The organism is Maritalea sp. YIW29, assembly GCF_057219265.1.
The window spans coordinates 274,983-289,647 of sequence record NZ_JBXVVF010000002.1 but is presented as its reverse complement, the minus strand read 5'-3'; the positions used below and the strand labels follow the sequence as shown (position 1 = coordinate 289,647).

The following is a 14,665-nucleotide window of genomic DNA, read 5'->3' as shown; positions in this document are numbered from 1 at the left end:
TCGTTGCAACGAAGTAATAGAGAAGAAAGGGGCGGCCATGACCACCCAAGTTTCTGAAGCACAATTTTCGGATGAAGTTCTAGGCGCGGACGTGCCTGTATTGGTTGATTTCTGGGCGGAATGGTGTGGCCCATGTAAAGCCATCGCCCCTGTCTTGGAAGAGATTTCATCTGAAATGGCTGGCAAAGTCAAAATCGTCAAAGTCAATGTGGACGAAAACCCAAATGTTGCCGCACAATATGGCATCCGTTCAATCCCAACAATGATCCTGTTTAAAGGCGGCGAAGCGGCGGACATGAAAGTGGGCGCTGGCGAGCCAAAAGCTGGTCTTGTGAAATGGCTTGAAGGTCACGCAGCGTAAAGGGTTTAGCAATGCTCAACGACGTTGATGACAATAATTTCGCGGCTGAAGTTCTGCAAAGCGATCAACCCGTTTTGGTCGATTTCTGGGCCGATTGGTGCGCGCCATGTAAAGCCATGGACCCAATTTTGGAAAAGGCAGCCGCCGACCTTACCGGTCGAGTTAAGCTTGTTAAACTCAATGGTGCCGATAATCCTTCAACCATGAGTCAATATGGTGTGCGTAACATGCCGACCTATTTGCTGTTCCAAAAAGGCGAAGTGGTCGACATGAAAGTGGGCGCGACCTTGTCTCATGTTGGACTTGTAAAATGGCTTGAAGAGTACGCTGCATAAAGTACGTCGCTTTTCAGAGTGAAAATTGAAGCGCCGCTCCAAACTATTGGGGCGGCGTTTTGTGTGTTGGGAGATGGTTAGGTTTTTGCGCCTGAAATCAACCCAATTCGTCATGCTCGGGCCTGAGCCGAGCATCCATTTGACATCTTGGGTTAACTCTAGAAGCACGTTGAGCGTGCTGGCTTCGTCAATTTGCTGTCTCAGCATGGACCCTCGGGTCAAGCCCGAGGATGACGAGGTGTGGAAGTACGTCTTGATGTTGCCGGGGAAAGGCTTGTGTCACTATAGAGATTTATTGGGACTAGGTAGGCGGCGTTTTGTTTTCTGCCAATACGTCACCAGCCAAATAAAGCGAGCCGCAGATCACCACCCGTTGCGTTTCGTCTCGAGACACCATCTTAAGGGCCTCACCCACCGATTGAGCATAGGTTGCAGCAAACCCGTGTTGTATGGCCATTTCTGCCAAATCCTCAGGCGAAGAACCCGCATTGGTGGTCATGTCGTCGGCAGGAACGGGCACGGTGATGATGCTTTTCGCCAGGCCCTCAAAGCAGTTGAGATAGCCTTCGACATCCTTGTTGCCCAACATGCCAAGCACCAATGTCAGTGGCCGCGATTGGCGTTCATTTAGGTCACCCAAAGCTTGGGCCAAAACTTGAGCGCCAGCAACATTGTGACCGCCGTCGAGCCATAGGTCGCTTCCGCTTGCCAACATGTCCTGCAACAGGCCGGGTAGGGGCTGCATGCGTGCCGGCCAAGTAACATTTTGCACGCCCTTGGCAATTGCCTCAGCGCTAACGCCCGTTTCAAAATGTTTGAGTGCGGCGATGGCCGTTGTGGCATTTTCAATCTGGTGGATGCCGTGCAGGCTTGGCTTAGGTAAATCATCCAAGCCGTTTAGATCCGAATAAACGAACCGATCCCGTTCGGGATAGCCATCAAAGTCCTGTCCGCAAATGAACGGCACAATGTTCAATTCTGCAGCCTGCTTTTCTAGCACTTGCATTGCGTCATGGGATTGGCGGGAGAAAACAGCTTTCGCGCCTTTTTTCAAAATCCCCGCTTTTTCAAACGCGATCTTTTCAATCGTATCGCCCAGGAACGCCACATGATCGATTGAAATAGGCGTGATCACACAACCAAGCGGGTTGGGTACTACATTGGTGCTGTCCATGCGACCGCCAAGGCCCGTTTCAAGCAATACATAGTCTGCATCTACCTGAGCGAACAGATCGAATGCAACGGCGGTGGTGATTTCAAAAAATGTAATCGCCTGACCCGCATTTATGCGTTCAATTCGCTCCAGTGACTCATTCAATCGTCTTGAACTTACAAACTTGCCAGCTAGTCGGAACCGCTCATGAAAATGAGTGAGGTGGGGCGAAGAATAGACGTGAACCCGCTTGCCTGCCGCTTCAAGAATGGCGCGCATAAAGGCAATGGTTGAACCTTTTCCGTTGGTGCCAGCCACGTGGATAACAGGGGGAAGGCGTTTTTCTGGGTGATCAAGCTGACCCAGTAAGCGGTTCAGCCGACCCAAGGAAAGGTCCATCTTTTTGGGATGCAGCGCCAATAGGCGCTGCGTAATTTCTTCAGTTCTGGTCACGAAGCTTATTCAGCGTGTGCAACAGGAGGCGGCGTAATATCTTCAGTGCCTTCAGCCGGGGCATTGTCTGCCTCTTCAACGCCTTCCGCAGCAACAATAGCGTCACGTACCGTTTGTTGTTTTGGCGCTTCCAATTCCATTTCATTCAATGGTGATTTGGAAAAAATGCCAACTAGATTTCCGATAGTCGGGCGCAGATTATGACGGTGCACAACCATATCGACCATGCCATGGTCATAAAGATATTCGGAGCGCTGGAAGCCTTTTGGCAGGCTTTCGCGAATGGTCTGCTCGATCACCCGCTGACCCGCAAAACCGATGAGCGCATTCGGCTCAGCAATCTGCACATCGCCCAACATCGCGTATGATGCGGTTACGCCGCCTGTTGTTGGGTCGGTGAAGACAACAATATAGGGAAGGCTTGCTTCGCGCAGTCGCGCAACTGCTACTGTCGTGCGCGGCATTTGCATCAAAGAAAGCATGCCTTCTTGCATGCGTGCGCCACCAGAAGCAGTGAACAGAATAAACGGCGTGCGGTTTTTCACTGCCATCTCAAGGCCTTTGACAATCGTTGCGCCGGCAGCCATGCCGAGCGAGCCACCACCAAAGTCAAAATCTTGAACACCAACAGTTACGTCGCGCCCGATCAGTTTACCACTTGCCAACAACACACAGTCTTTCATGTCTGTCTTGGCGCGGTAATCACGCAATTGGTCGGCGTATTTTTTGGTCGCACGGAATTTTAGCGGATCATGGGCAACGTCAGGCACTTCGTGCTCGGTAAATTCGCCATCATCCAAGAAGCTCTTCATGCGGTCCCGCGCTTTGATTTTCATGTGAAAACCAGAATTTGGCACCACCCATTGGTTGGCTTCCAAATCGCGATAAAATACCATCTCGCCGCTTTGCGGACATTTCACCCAAAGATTTTCTGGGCTTTCACGCTTGTTTAGAAACGAGCGAATTTTTGGGCGAACAACTGAATTGATCCAATTCATGAAGCTATATAGCCTTCCTGCTTATCTTTTCACTGCGCGGTCTTTTTGCGCCTGCGTAATTTTCCCAATTATACCGCAACTCATCAATGTTGGCGAGATGCGATATGGAGCCTTGTTTTTTGCGTTTTGGACGCAGGGACAATCTATGTAAGGATCGTTTGCGCCAAATTTAAGATCGTGATGCTTTAACACCCGTTGAAATGTCGCGCACCAAGCGATGAACCGCCTCGGGCGTGTCTTTTGTTGCTTTACCGTCTGTCAGACTGTCTTCAACCGCTTTAACCAGCGCCGTACCCACAACAACGCCATCCGCGTCAGCGCCGATGCGTTTCGCATCGTTTGCGGTTTTGATGCCAAACCCGACACATATGGGCAGGTCTGTGTGCGACTGAAGTCGCTTCACTTGCTCGCCAATATTGGTGGGGTTTGAAAGAGCAGACCCAGTAATGCCGGTCATTGAGACGTAATAGACAAATCCGGATGTGTTGTTGAGCACTTTGGGCAACCGCTGATCATCCGTGGTTGGGGTCGCCAAGCGAATAAAGTTGAGACCCGCTTTGATGGCCGGAATGCAAAATTCCTCATCTTCTTCGGGTGGTAAATCCACAATGATCAACCCGTCGACACCAACAGCCAGCGCGTCTGTGATAAATTGATCAACGCCATAGATGAAGATGGGGTTGTAGTAACCCATTAAAACAATCGGTGTCGCATCGTCTTTTGTGCGGAAGCTTTTGACCTGCTTGAGGGTCTTTTTCATGTCCTGACCGGCTTCAAGCGCACGTTGTCCTGCTGCTTGAATGGCGGGGCCATCAGCCATCGGGTCAGAAAACGGCATGCCGATTTCAATGACATCAGCGCCAGCGACGGGTAACCCGTCAATTATTGCTTGCGCCGTTTCAAAGTCAGGATCGCCTCCCATAACAAATGTCACAAAGGCTGGGCGGTTTTCATTTTTCAGCACCGCGAAGCGGGCGTCCATACGTGTCGTCATATTAAGTTCCTCAACAAGCGCCCTAGTCGCTGTTTAAATCCACGCCCAAATGTTTGGCTGCAGTGAAAACGTCTTTATCCCCGCGACCGCATAGGTTCATGACGATGATTTGGTCTTTATCCATTTTTGGTGCCCGTTTCACGACTTCTGCCAAAGCGTGGCTCGGCTCAAGTGCTGGAATAATGCCCTCAAGGCGCGTCAGCAATTGAAACGCTTCCAGCGCTTCATCATCTCTGATCGGCACATATTCAACCCGGCCGCTATCTTTTAGGAATGAGTGTTCGGGGCCAATGCCAGGATAATCAAGTCCAGCGGAAATACTGTCTCCCTCGTCAATCTGGCCATCATAGTTTTGCAACAAATAGGTGCGGTTACCGTGCAATACGCCAGGCGAACCTGCGGTCAATGATGCGCAGTGCTCGTCGGTATCCAAACCTTTGCCCCCCGCTTCAACGCCCACAATTTTTGTGTCGCGATCATCTAGGAACGGATGGAACAATCCAATGGCATTTGATCCACCACCAACTGCTGCCACCAACATATCAGGCAGGCGGCCTTCAGCTTCCATCATCTGTTCTTTGGTTTCATTTCCGATGATGGATTGGAAATCCCGCACCATTTCTGGATAAGGGTGGGGGCCCGCTGCCGTGCCGATCAGGTAGTAGGTGTCATCAACATTGGTCACCCAATCGCGCAAAGCCTCATTCATTGAGTCTTTCAATGTGCCTTTGCCAGCGGTCACTGGGATGATTTCAGCGCCTAAGAGTTTCATGCGGAAAACGTTCGGTGCTTGGCGTTCAACGTCTTTCGCACCCATGTAAACCGTGCATGGAAACCCAAAACGCGCGCAAACCGTAGCCGTTGCCACACCGTGCTGCCCTGCGCCGGTTTCCGCAATAATGCGCGGCTTACCCATGCGCTTCGCCAACAGGATTTGGCCGATGCAATTGTTGATTTTATGTGAACCAGTATGGTTTAACTCATCCCGTTTGAAATAGATTTTTGCGCCGCCCAAATGTTCGGTCATACGCTCCGCATAATAAAGCGGGGACGGACGTCCAACATAGTGCTTGAGCAAATAGTCAAACTCTTCTTTAAACGAAGGATCAGCCTTTGCGGCTTTGTAGGCTTCATCCAATTCAAGGATTAGCGGCATAAGGGTTTCAGCGACGAACCGTCCACCAAAATGCCCAAAGCGACCATTCTCGTCTGGCCCCATGCGCAAACTATTTACCTGAGACATATTGTTACTCCTTGAACTGGGCTAAACGCTGGCGATGGTCGCGCGCGAAATGAACCGGCGGATCAGTTCCGCATCTTTTTCTCCGCGTGTCCGTTCTACACCAGATGCTACATCTATACTGGGCGGGCGAACAGTGCTGACAGCTTCAGCTACATTATCGATATTAAGGCCACCGGAAAGCATGAAGGGGACCGAGGGGTCAAGTGATTTAAGAATTGACCAATCAAAAACTTCGCCATTGCCACCTGGCAGTTCTGAATTTTTAGGCGGTTTAGCATCCAATAAAATCATGTCTACATGCGGTAGGTAGCTTGCAATGGGTTGCAGGTCCGCCTGCTCTGCAACAGGCAGGGCTTTGATTAGGCGTGCGCGGCACATGGTTTTGATTTGCGCGACACGCTCGGCACTTTCGCTGCCATGTAGCTGGATATAGTGCGGGTGCAAAGCATCAACCGCGGCGATTGTTTCATCATCTGGGTTGACAAGCAGCACCACAGTTTGGGACCGACTGCCCACATAATCAATCAACGCACCCATTTGGGCCAAGTCCACATAGCGCGGACTTTTGGGAAAATGGTTGAAGCCGATATAATCCGCGCCCGCATTGACGACAACATCAACGATATCTTCGGACTTAACGCCACAAATTTTTATCGTCATTTGCATAGATTGGGCCTTACTGGACAAGAGTTGATGTTCACAAATTTGTTGTGATGTTCAGACCGTTATATCGGAGTGGGTTAAGTGTTGGCTAGGGCCAAGAGCTTAGGTTCGGTCTGTTTCCAAAAGCGCTAGTGGATCATCTTGTTGCACAGGTTGCTTTTCAGCTTCGGTTTCTTTTTGTATTTTGTTGAGATCGCGCCGCAAGCGTCGCTCTTCCTTACGGTGCTTGCCTTGGCTGAACCAGCCACCAACGCCGCCCAGCAACACGCCCAAAATCAAACACAGATAGATCACCACAAATAGGGGCAGTTCAATTGGCCCCCAAAATGGGGTTTGAGGTGAAATGGGATCAACACCAATTTCAATTGTGTGTCGGTTAGCGAGGGCAAATACGGCCAAAAGAACGCCAAATGGCACCAGCACAAACCACATCACGACGCGTTTGATCATCATCAATTCCCAATAATGTCAGCATCCCCATTGGGGACAGCTAGGTCGGCAGAATTATTTGTTCAGCCGTTCCCGAATTTCTTTGCCAGCTTTAAATTGCGGCACAAATTTTTCTTCAACTTCCACCTTCTCGCCGGTACGCGGATTGCGACCAACACGGGCGGGACGGTTCTTCACTGAAAACGCGCCAAAGCCACGCAGTTCAGCTCGGCCACCATCAGCAAGCGCGTCTCCAATTTCGTCGATTATTGTATTTACAATATTTTCAACGTCGCGCTGAAATAGGTGAGGATTCTCATCAGCAAGTTTCTGAATAAGTTCCGATTTAATCACAAGTGCCTCCCAAAATATCACTAATTCACTGTTAGCCCACAGGAATTAGCTATTTTGTAGGTTGCCAAACAGACACCAGACCGTCAAGCGCTGTTACGCTTTTTAAGCCAGATCCAACCAATTCTTGTGCTGTCGTGCCAATAAGGTCCTGCACGCGATCCCACTGATTTTCCGGCAACGGGTAATATGTTGAAACAGATTGCTCGCTTAACTCGTGTTTTGTCTCTAGCCATTCGATCGCGTCCGTTTCGCCACCAATGGCATCAATCAGCTTTTCGTTTAGCGCTTGTCGCCCCGTTAAAACCCGACCGTCAGCCAGCCGCAATACGTGATCACGGTTCATTTCACGACGCTCAGCAACAATGTCGACAAACCATTCATATGAATCATCCACGAGGCTTTGATAGCTCGCCCGAACTTCTGGAGCCATTGGCTCATCAATGTCTGGTTCTGCTTTCAGCGGACCGGTGGAAACCTTGTCATAATCCAACCCGATGGTTTGGAACAGTTTTGATGCATCTAGGTGCATCACCAACACCCCGATAGAGCCAACAATTGACAGGCGACGCGCATAGATGCGGTCTGATCCAACGGCTGTCATATAGGCAGCGGATGCGCCAAGTTCATTGATCACCGCTACGACAGGCTTGCTTTCGCGCAGCTTGGAAAGACCTTCATAAAGCTCTTCGCCACCCGCGGTGGTGCCGCCCGGACTGTTAATCTGCACGATGACAGCCGTTACATTTTCATTTTCGGCCAAGTCATTCAAAATAGAGCGACGTAGCGGGTCAGACGCGATCGTGCCATCAATAACCACCCTTGCAATATGCGCTTTTTGTACGGGCTCTGAAAATCCACCCAACGCTTTACCCAAAACCGCGATCACAGCAATCGCGATGGCCACAAATGCCAGAATACGCCATTTGCGCCGCGAGCTACGCAATTCGCGCTGCGCCATCACATTGTCGATCTGTTCGTAATTGGGGGTGTCGCTCACAGGTGCGGCTCCATCTGATAGGTCGCGTCAATATATGCCAACGCGCGAAAATTCAACTTGGCAAAAGTCCTATTGCCTTGTGTTTGTTTTTGCAAGCGATTGCCCAGGTAACACAACAATAAAAAGCCCGGCGCATCATCATGACGCGCCGGGCAAACTTAATTCAAATTAAGCGGTAAACGATTATTCGTCGTCTGTGTTCTGCTGAAGGGCAGCACCAAGAATATCGCCAAGTGAAGCGCCGGAATCTGTTGAACCATACTGGGCCACAGCTTCTTTTTCTTCTGCGATTTCAAGCGCTTTAATAGACAATGTGATGCGACGTGTTTTCTTATCGAACTGGATAACACGTGCGTCAACTTTGTCGCCAACTGCAAAACGCTCTGGACGTTGCTCAGAACGGTCACGGCTAAGGTCATTACGCTTAATGAAGGCGATTTGATCACCATCAGCGATTTGAACTTCAATGCCACCATCATTTACTTGTGTAACAGTACAAGTAACGATTGAGCCTTTGCGCATACCGTCTGTTGCTTCAGTGAATGGGTCGTTTGAAAGTTGTTTAATACCCAAAGAAACACGTTCTTTATCGATATCAACATCCAACACAACAGCTTTCACCATGTCGCCGCGATTGTAATCTTCCAAGGCTTCTTCGCCCTGACGGTTCCAATCAAGATCAGACAAGTGAACCATGCCATCAACATCGTCTTCAAGGCCAATGAACAAACCAAATTCAGTTTTGTTCTTAACTTCGCCTTCAACTTCAGTACCTTGTGGGTACTTAGCTGCAAATGCTTCCCAAGGATTGTCTAGGCACTGTTTAAGACCCAATGAAATACGACGCTTCTCTGGATCAACTTCAAGAACCTTAACTTCAACTTCTTGAGATGTTGAAACGATTTTGCCTGGGTGTACGTTCTTCTTGGTCCAGCTCATTTCTGAAACGTGGATCAAGCCTTCAATACCTGGCTCAAGCTCAACAAACGCACCGTAGTCAGTGATGTTTGTGATGCGGCCTGTAAAGCGGCTATCAAGTGGGTACTTCTGGCCAATTGTTTCCCAAGGATCAGCTTCAAGCTGCTTCATGCCAAGTGAAATACGGTGTGTTTCCATATTCACGCGGATGATTTGAACCTTGATCGTCTCACCAATTGTAAGAACTTCAGAAGGATGATTCACACGACGCCATGCGATGTCAGTAACGTGCAACAAGCCGTCAATGCCACCAAGGTCAACGAATGCACCATAGTCAGTGATGTTTTTAACAACACCATCAACAACTTGGCCTTCTTCAAGCTTACCAACGATTTCTGAACGTTGCTCTGCACGGCTTTCTTCCAATACAGCACGACGAGAAACAACGATGTTTCCGCGACGTTTGTCCATTTTCAGGATTTGGAATGGTTGTGAGATGTTCATCAAAGGTGCGATGTCGCGGATCGGGCGAATATCAACTTGCGAACGTGGCAAGAAGGCAGTCGCGCCATCAAGATCAACAGTGAAACCACCTTTAACTTGGTTAAAGATGATGCCGTCGACGCGTGTGTTCTTTTCGAACAACTCTTCAAGACGAACCCAGCTCTCTTCACGGCGCGCTTTCTCGCGTGATAGAACAGCTTCACCCATCGCGTTTTCAACGCGATCAACATAAACTTCTACGTCAGAACCGACTTCAAGCGTGCCATCACGGCCAGCTGCGCCAAATTCTTTCAAAGGCACGCGGCCTTCAGTTTTTAGGCCTACATCGATAACTGCGAGATCTTTTTCAATCGCAACGATTTTGCCTTTAACAACGTGGCCTTCAGCAGGCTCGTTAACTTCAAAGCTTTCGAACAATAGTGCTTCGAAATCTTCCATCGTGACAGCAGTGTCTGTCATGTGTACTCCGATCAATGTGCCGTTTTTGGTCTAAAGGTTTCAAAAAGCAATAAACTCGAACTGCCATCGCCCTGACTGTTGAAATCAACAAGTCCGGCACGTAAGGGCCCGCATTTCGCGTTTAGTGCTACGATTTATTTCTATCGGTTGAGCCAATATCTCATGTCTTGTTTGCCACTGACGTTCAAGGCGAAAAGACATGATTTAGCGAACTTAATCGCCAGACTTTTGCGCCATAACGCGCTCAACAATTTCAAGAGCCGCTAGGAATGCCGCTTCTATACCCAATTCTGATGTATCTAGCAAGTGGGCATCTGGGGCTTGAAAGAAAGCACCAGCAGGGTTTTCGCGGTCATCTTTATCCCGTTTTGCGATTTGGGCGAGAATGTCCTCATAAGTCACGTCAAGTTGGCGTGCCAAAAGTTGATCTGTGCGGCGTTTGGCGCGGGTTTCCGGGGTTGCGGTGATGAAAAGTTTCACGTCCGCATGGGGACAAATGCGCGACCCGATATCCCGCCCATCCAAAATCGCGCCGCCGGGCTGTTCCATGAAGGTGCGTTGAACCGCATTCAGCGCTTTGCGAACCTCTGGGATACGCGCCACTTTGGATGCCGCAACACCCACCTCCGCGGTGGACAAGATATCTTCGTCCATATTGGTGGCATCTAAGTTGATCGCCGCATCAATGGCGCGGCGATCAAAGTCTGGCCGTTCCCAATCATTTATGGTGGCTAATCCAACCGCCCGATATAACAGGCCGGTATCCAAATGCGCCAAGCCGTAATGGGCCGCCAATCGTTTGGCGATTGTGCCTTTTCCAGAGGCGGCAGGTCCATCAACAGCGACTAGCATTCGGTCTTCCATAAGTTCTATCTATTGGTTCGGACGAGAAAATTCAGCCCCCAACCGGGTCATTTCCGGGGTAAATGTGGGGAAGCTTGTGGCGATAATGTTGCCGTCATCAACGGTTACATCTTTTTCAGATGCCAAGCCCATGATCAAAAAACACATCGCGATTCGATGATCTAGGTGCGTTTTGACCTTCCCGCCGCCGGTCACTTTGCCCGCGCCGCCTTCAACGGTCAAAAAGTCTTCGCCTTCGATGCATTCAACCCCGTTGGCCAGCAGGCCAGCGGCGACCGCACTTAACCGATCACTTTCCTTAACTCGAAGTTCTTCAATGCCCGGCATATGCGTTGCGCCTTCGGCAAAGGCGGCCGCGACGGCAAGTACCGGATATTCATCAATCATCGATGCAGCGCGGTCGGCTGGAACGGTGATGCCCTTCAAGTTCGAAGAGCGCACGCGAATGTCTGCAATATTTTCGCCGCCTGAAACCCGCTCATTCAACACCTGAATGTCGCCGCCCATTTCTTGCAAACTGATCAGCAGCCCGGTTCGGGTGGGGTTCATCAATACATTTTCGATGGTAATGTCAGAACCTGGTACAATCAGCGCAGCTACCATCGGGAAGCCAGCAGAGCTTGGATCGCCCGGCACTTGTACGTCTTGGCCAGTTAGGTTCGGCAATCCGCCAACCTTGATGGTGCGTTGGCCGTCTGCGTTAGTTGTCACGTCAACCTCGGCGCCAAAACCAGCGAGCATCTTTTCTGTATGATCGCGAGTAAAAACGTCCTCAATGACCGTTGTGACCCCAGGAATGATCAAACCTGCAAGCATGATGCAAGACTTCACCTGGGCAGATGCGACGGGCGTGTGATAGGTAATAGGCACCGGCTTAGAAGGGCCACGAAGCGCGATGGGCAATTTGCCTTCAACTTCCTCCAGCACTTCAACACCGATCGAGCGCAATGGGTTAAGCACTCGACCCATGGGGCGCGAAGACAAAGAGGCATCGCCGATATAGCGAGAAACAAAATTGTAGGTGCCCACAAGACCCATGGCCAAACGAACGCCGGTTCCTGCATTGCCAAAATCGAGTGGGGCGTCAGGTTCTTTGAACCCACCAACGCCAACGCCGTTGACGTGCCAATGCTCGCCGCGTTTTTCAACTGTTGCGCCAAGTTGGGTCATCGCCCGGCCTGTGGCAAGGACGTCTTCGCCCTCCAACAGACCAGAAATAACGGTTTCTCCCGTTGCCATAGCGCCAAACATCAAGGCACGGTGAGAGATTGACTTATCGCCGGGCATGGCAATAGAGCCCTTAAGCCCTTGCGACCGCATTGATGCCAATGGGGTGAGGCTTGAAGAATGATTAGACATGTAAAAGTTGTTCTTTTGAGTTTTTGATGTTGCGCTTGCGCATCTAACACGCAAAATATGGGTTCGACAATGGGCAGAGAAGCCTCATTCGCGTTTTTTGCAATTTTGCATTTGACAGAACTGGTTCGAGTACGTAACCCAACCAGCCAACATCTTAAGTTTTTGACGAGGTAAAATAGTGGCCAAAGCAGATCGCGGAACCAAACGCCAGTGCCAAAGCTGTGCAACCAAATTTTACGACCTAGGCAGAGACCCTATTCTGTGCCCAAGTTGTGGCACGGAATTCCAACTTGCTGTCGCAGCGGCACCAGTTGAAAAAGAAGAAGTCGTCGCGCCAGTCGTAGAAGAGAAGAAGCCAGTAGAGGTTGTTGTTGAAGAAGCAGCAATCGTAGTTGGTGCAGAAGTTATCTCTTTGGATGATGCTGACGATGATGACGAAGATGATGTCATTGAAAACCTTCCGGATGTTGATCTGGAAGATGACGATGAACCTATCGTTGCCGCAGATGACAATACGTTCTTAGAAACTGACGATGACGATGATGAAATCGGCTTCGAAGTTCCGGTAACAAAAGACGAAGAATAAGAAAATTTGCTGTGGCGCATTTTCCCTCTTGCAACATGTAAATGTTGTGACTAATTTGCGCCTCCAGTTGCTAGGGTGATTTTACCTCGCAATTACCCTTTGTTTGGGGCCATAGCTCAGCTGGGAGAGCGCTTCGCTGGCAGCGAAGAGGTCGTCGGTTCGATCCCGTCTGGCTCCACCAAACAACCCGCACTAGTTCCCCTGAAATTTCATCTCTTGAAGATGTTTTGAAAAGGTCGGCACAAAGTCGTCTGACCTAAAACGGGTTGTGCCATCAGGTATGCCCAACAGTCGATCTGTGGCCAGTTCTTGCACTTTAAGCGCCGCAATGGTCCGTTTGGCCGCGAACTGTAAGTCCTGCTCAGTTTGTGCATCCGCAGCGAGCTTTAGGCTATATTGATGATGATTTCCCAATTGGACGATCAACCTTGCGCTCGCAACCGGATCAGTGATCTTGAATGTGCCTTCGTCCATTCCGAGTTTTAACACGCGCGAGAATAAAGGCTCAACAACGTCCAGCAACGAATTTGTCAAACGCATGAGCAAAATTGCATTTTCATCTCGAAACAAGGCCAAGATGAGTGGCAGTACGGTTTGCTGCATTTCATCATCCTGTCGCTCCCGCAAAATGCTCAAATAAAGCTCGTAGCGTTGCAACGCCGAAAGGCCATCAGTTGCAAGTACCGGTTCAAATTCTTTCTCATAATCTTGAACAAATCGCTCGATAATACCGCCAAGCAGTTCATCCTTGGAGGTAAAGTGATGATAAAATCCGCCTTTTGAAACACCGGCTAACTTAATGATGTCATTGACTGTTGTTAGGTCATAACCTTTTGAAAAAAATAGGTTTTGTGCGCAATCTAACAATTGCGCGCGACGTTCGGTTGGCTGCATGTTTGTACGTTTTTTCGTCATCGAGCAATTTTCCACTTTACAAACCGACTGCCGGTCTGTATCTAAAAATACATAACCGACCGTTGGTCTGTATATGCGGTATTCCACTCCTTGTTGCAAGGGGCGGTGAATATAATGATCACATCGCCTGATGTTCAAAGGACAAATTATGATGTTCAAATTGCGAGAACGACCAATCGAGGCCGTCATTCTAATTCTGCTCACCGCAATGGCGCTGACGATGTTCCATTAGCAACACCATTTGCAGGCTGGAACATATCTAGACGCACTCAGCACGAAAACCCGGCTTTAGGAACACCACAATGAACAAACATACTGACAAGTCGATGAACGTGTTTTTCGCTCTGACGCTTGTGCTCGCCCTTCCCAGTTTTGTGCTGCTTGGGTTGACAGCCAACGGCAAAATTCTGTCGCCAGAAATGGCGTTTGCTTTTGTGCCTTTAGCCACGTTGGCACCGTTTTTGGCAGCCCTCATACTTGCATTTTATGAAGGCGGTTGGGCGAAAACAAAAGCACTTCTTTGGCGCACATTTGATTTCAAACGGACCAAGAACAAGATTTGGCTGCTTTTTGCGCTGATCACGCCACCAATTATTGTTGGCCTTGCATGGATAATCGCCTCGGTGTTCGGCCTTGCAATGCTATCCGCTCAGTTCCCGTTCATCGCCATTCCGATGGTATTCTTTATGTTTTTTGGTGGGGCCGCGTTTGAAGAAGTTGCTTGGATGGGCTATGCATTTGAGCCGCTCAAGCGGAAATGGGGGCAATTGAAAGCCACGATGATCCTCGGGCTTGTCATTTTTGCATTTCACATCCCGCTCTATTACTTTTTGATCGACGACAAGTTGACGCTGGCCATCCAAATATTGTTTCCAATATCCCTGCGCTTTCTTGTGGTGTGGATCTATAAAAATGCGGGCAATAGTGTTTTTGCCGCGGTCATCTTTCACACAACATACAATACTTGTTACTCGGTCTTTGAGGTAAATATTGGTGTTGCAACCGCGCTTTCAATTCTGGCGGCTGGCGCCGCGATGCTGGCTGGAGCAAAGCCTGCTCCGCGTGAGGGGTAATCCGAAG

General features: G+C 49.6%; 16 protein-coding genes and 1 tRNA gene. 5 read left to right on the top strand and 12 right to left on the bottom strand.

Annotated features, from left to right (window positions below):
* Positions 1-37 precede the first annotated feature (37 nt).
* Together trxA (AC2D8L_RS10565) and trxA (AC2D8L_RS10560) are read left to right on the top strand one after the other, a co-directional pair.
* A complete protein-coding gene (gene trxA / locus AC2D8L_RS10565; protein WP_484685443.1) occupies positions 38-361 on the top strand; it encodes a thioredoxin in 324 nt (107 codons plus the stop codon).
* Between the two features lie 11 nt (positions 362-372).
* Positions 373-696 carry a thioredoxin gene (gene trxA, locus AC2D8L_RS10560; protein ID WP_484685442.1) on the top strand — a complete coding sequence of 108 codons (324 nt, stop codon included), beginning with the start codon at positions 373-375 and terminating at the stop codon, positions 694-696.
* Between the two features lie 301 nt (positions 697-997).
* On the opposite strand, the gene AC2D8L_RS10555 is transcribed toward trxA (AC2D8L_RS10560), so the two are convergent.
* From AC2D8L_RS10555 to aroA, 11 genes are all read right to left on the bottom strand, one after another.
* A complete protein-coding gene (locus AC2D8L_RS10555) occupies positions 998-2,302 on the bottom strand; it encodes a bifunctional folylpolyglutamate synthase/dihydrofolate synthase (RefSeq protein ID WP_484685441.1) in 1,305 nt (434 codons plus the stop codon).
* Positions 2,303-2,307: 5 nt separating this feature from the next.
* Positions 2,308-3,300, bottom strand: coding sequence for an acetyl-CoA carboxylase, carboxyltransferase subunit beta (accD, locus tag AC2D8L_RS10550; protein ID WP_484685440.1), 993 nt, complete (start codon positions 3,298-3,300; stop codon positions 2,308-2,310).
* Positions 3,301-3,469: 169 nt separating this feature from the next.
* Positions 3,470-4,294, bottom strand: a complete 825-nt coding sequence (trpA, locus tag AC2D8L_RS10545) for a tryptophan synthase subunit alpha (protein ID WP_484685439.1) — start codon at positions 4,292-4,294, stop codon at positions 3,470-3,472.
* Between the two features lie 22 nt (positions 4,295-4,316).
* The gene (gene trpB, locus AC2D8L_RS10540; RefSeq protein ID WP_484685438.1) at positions 4,317-5,537 is read right to left on the bottom strand and encodes a tryptophan synthase subunit beta; all 1,221 of its coding nucleotides are present in this window, start codon (positions 5,535-5,537) and stop codon (positions 4,317-4,319) included.
* Between the two features lie 21 nt (positions 5,538-5,558).
* Entirely contained in the window at positions 5,559-6,197 is a 639-nt protein-coding gene (locus AC2D8L_RS10535) for a phosphoribosylanthranilate isomerase (protein ID WP_484685437.1), read from the bottom strand.
* Positions 6,198-6,302: 105 nt separating this feature from the next.
* Positions 6,303-6,650: a lipopolysaccharide assembly protein LapA domain-containing protein gene (locus tag AC2D8L_RS10530; RefSeq protein ID WP_484685436.1), complete on the bottom strand. Its 348-nt coding sequence runs from the start codon at positions 6,648-6,650 to the stop codon at positions 6,303-6,305.
* A gap of 54 nt (positions 6,651-6,704) precedes the next feature.
* Complete coding sequence (locus AC2D8L_RS10525; RefSeq protein ID WP_435667777.1) at positions 6,705-6,983, bottom strand: integration host factor subunit beta; 279 nt, start codon at positions 6,981-6,983, stop codon at positions 6,705-6,707.
* A 49-nt stretch (positions 6,984-7,032) separates the two neighbouring features.
* Positions 7,033-7,980, bottom strand: coding sequence for a signal peptide peptidase SppA (gene sppA, locus AC2D8L_RS10520; RefSeq protein ID WP_484685435.1), 948 nt, complete (start codon positions 7,978-7,980; stop codon positions 7,033-7,035).
* Positions 7,981-8,163: 183 nt separating this feature from the next.
* The gene (rpsA, locus tag AC2D8L_RS10515) at positions 8,164-9,861 is read right to left on the bottom strand and encodes a 30S ribosomal protein S1 (protein WP_484685434.1); all 1,698 of its coding nucleotides are present in this window, start codon (positions 9,859-9,861) and stop codon (positions 8,164-8,166) included.
* A 213-nt stretch (positions 9,862-10,074) separates the two neighbouring features.
* Positions 10,075-10,725, bottom strand: coding sequence for a (d)CMP kinase (gene cmk, locus AC2D8L_RS10510; protein ID WP_484685433.1), 651 nt, complete (start codon positions 10,723-10,725; stop codon positions 10,075-10,077).
* Positions 10,726-10,734: 9 nt separating this feature from the next.
* Positions 10,735-12,084: a 3-phosphoshikimate 1-carboxyvinyltransferase gene (aroA, locus tag AC2D8L_RS10505; RefSeq protein WP_484685432.1), complete on the bottom strand. Its 1,350-nt coding sequence runs from the start codon at positions 12,082-12,084 to the stop codon at positions 10,735-10,737.
* A gap of 178 nt (positions 12,085-12,262) precedes the next feature.
* On the opposite strand from aroA, the gene AC2D8L_RS10500 reads away from it, so the two are divergent.
* Together AC2D8L_RS10500 and AC2D8L_RS10495 are read left to right on the top strand one after the other, a co-directional pair.
* Complete coding sequence (locus AC2D8L_RS10500; RefSeq protein WP_484685431.1) at positions 12,263-12,670, top strand: TIGR02300 family protein; 408 nt, start codon at positions 12,263-12,265, stop codon at positions 12,668-12,670.
* A gap of 105 nt (positions 12,671-12,775) precedes the next feature.
* Positions 12,776-12,851 (top strand) — tRNA-Ala (locus tag AC2D8L_RS10495).
* Positions 12,852-12,862: 11 nt separating this feature from the next.
* On the opposite strand, the gene AC2D8L_RS10490 is transcribed toward AC2D8L_RS10495, so the two are convergent.
* A complete protein-coding gene (locus tag AC2D8L_RS10490; RefSeq protein WP_484685430.1) occupies positions 12,863-13,585 on the bottom strand; it encodes a TetR/AcrR family transcriptional regulator in 723 nt (240 codons plus the stop codon).
* 302 nt (positions 13,586-13,887) lie between these two features.
* On the opposite strand from AC2D8L_RS10490, the gene AC2D8L_RS10485 reads away from it, so the two are divergent.
* Positions 13,888-14,658 (top strand): CPBP family glutamic-type intramembrane protease, encoded by a 771-nt coding sequence (locus AC2D8L_RS10485; RefSeq protein WP_484685429.1) that lies wholly within the window; start codon positions 13,888-13,890, stop codon positions 14,656-14,658.
* The last annotated feature ends 7 nt before the right edge of the window (positions 14,659-14,665 follow it).

Coding starts and splice junctions, on each gene's coding strand:
- aroA (WP_484685432.1), bottom strand. CDS start 12,084: ATGTCTAATCATTCTTCAAGCCTCACCCCATTGGCATCAATGCGGTCG.
- AC2D8L_RS10490 (WP_484685430.1), bottom strand. CDS start 13,585: ATGACGAAAAAACGTACAAACATGCAGCCAACCGAACGTCGCGCGCAA.
- AC2D8L_RS10535 (WP_484685437.1), bottom strand. CDS start 6,197: ATGACGATAAAAATTTGTGGCGTTAAGTCCGAAGATATCGTTGATGTT.
- trxA (WP_484685443.1), top strand. CDS start 38: ATGACCACCCAAGTTTCTGAAGCACAATTTTCGGATGAAGTTCTAGGC.
- accD (WP_484685440.1), bottom strand. CDS start 3,300: ATGAATTGGATCAATTCAGTTGTTCGCCCAAAAATTCGCTCGTTTCTA.
- trpB (WP_484685438.1), bottom strand. CDS start 5,537: ATGTCTCAGGTAAATAGTTTGCGCATGGGGCCAGACGAGAATGGTCGC.
- trxA (WP_484685442.1), top strand. CDS start 373: ATGCTCAACGACGTTGATGACAATAATTTCGCGGCTGAAGTTCTGCAA.
- AC2D8L_RS10530 (WP_484685436.1), bottom strand. CDS start 6,650: ATGATCAAACGCGTCGTGATGTGGTTTGTGCTGGTGCCATTTGGCGTT.
- AC2D8L_RS10485 (WP_484685429.1), top strand. CDS start 13,888: ATGAACAAACATACTGACAAGTCGATGAACGTGTTTTTCGCTCTGACG.
- rpsA (WP_484685434.1), bottom strand. CDS start 9,861: ATGACAGACACTGCTGTCACGATGGAAGATTTCGAAGCACTATTGTTC.
- trpA (WP_484685439.1), bottom strand. CDS start 4,294: ATGACGACACGTATGGACGCCCGCTTCGCGGTGCTGAAAAATGAAAAC.
- cmk (WP_484685433.1), bottom strand. CDS start 10,725: ATGGAAGACCGAATGCTAGTCGCTGTTGATGGACCTGCCGCCTCTGGA.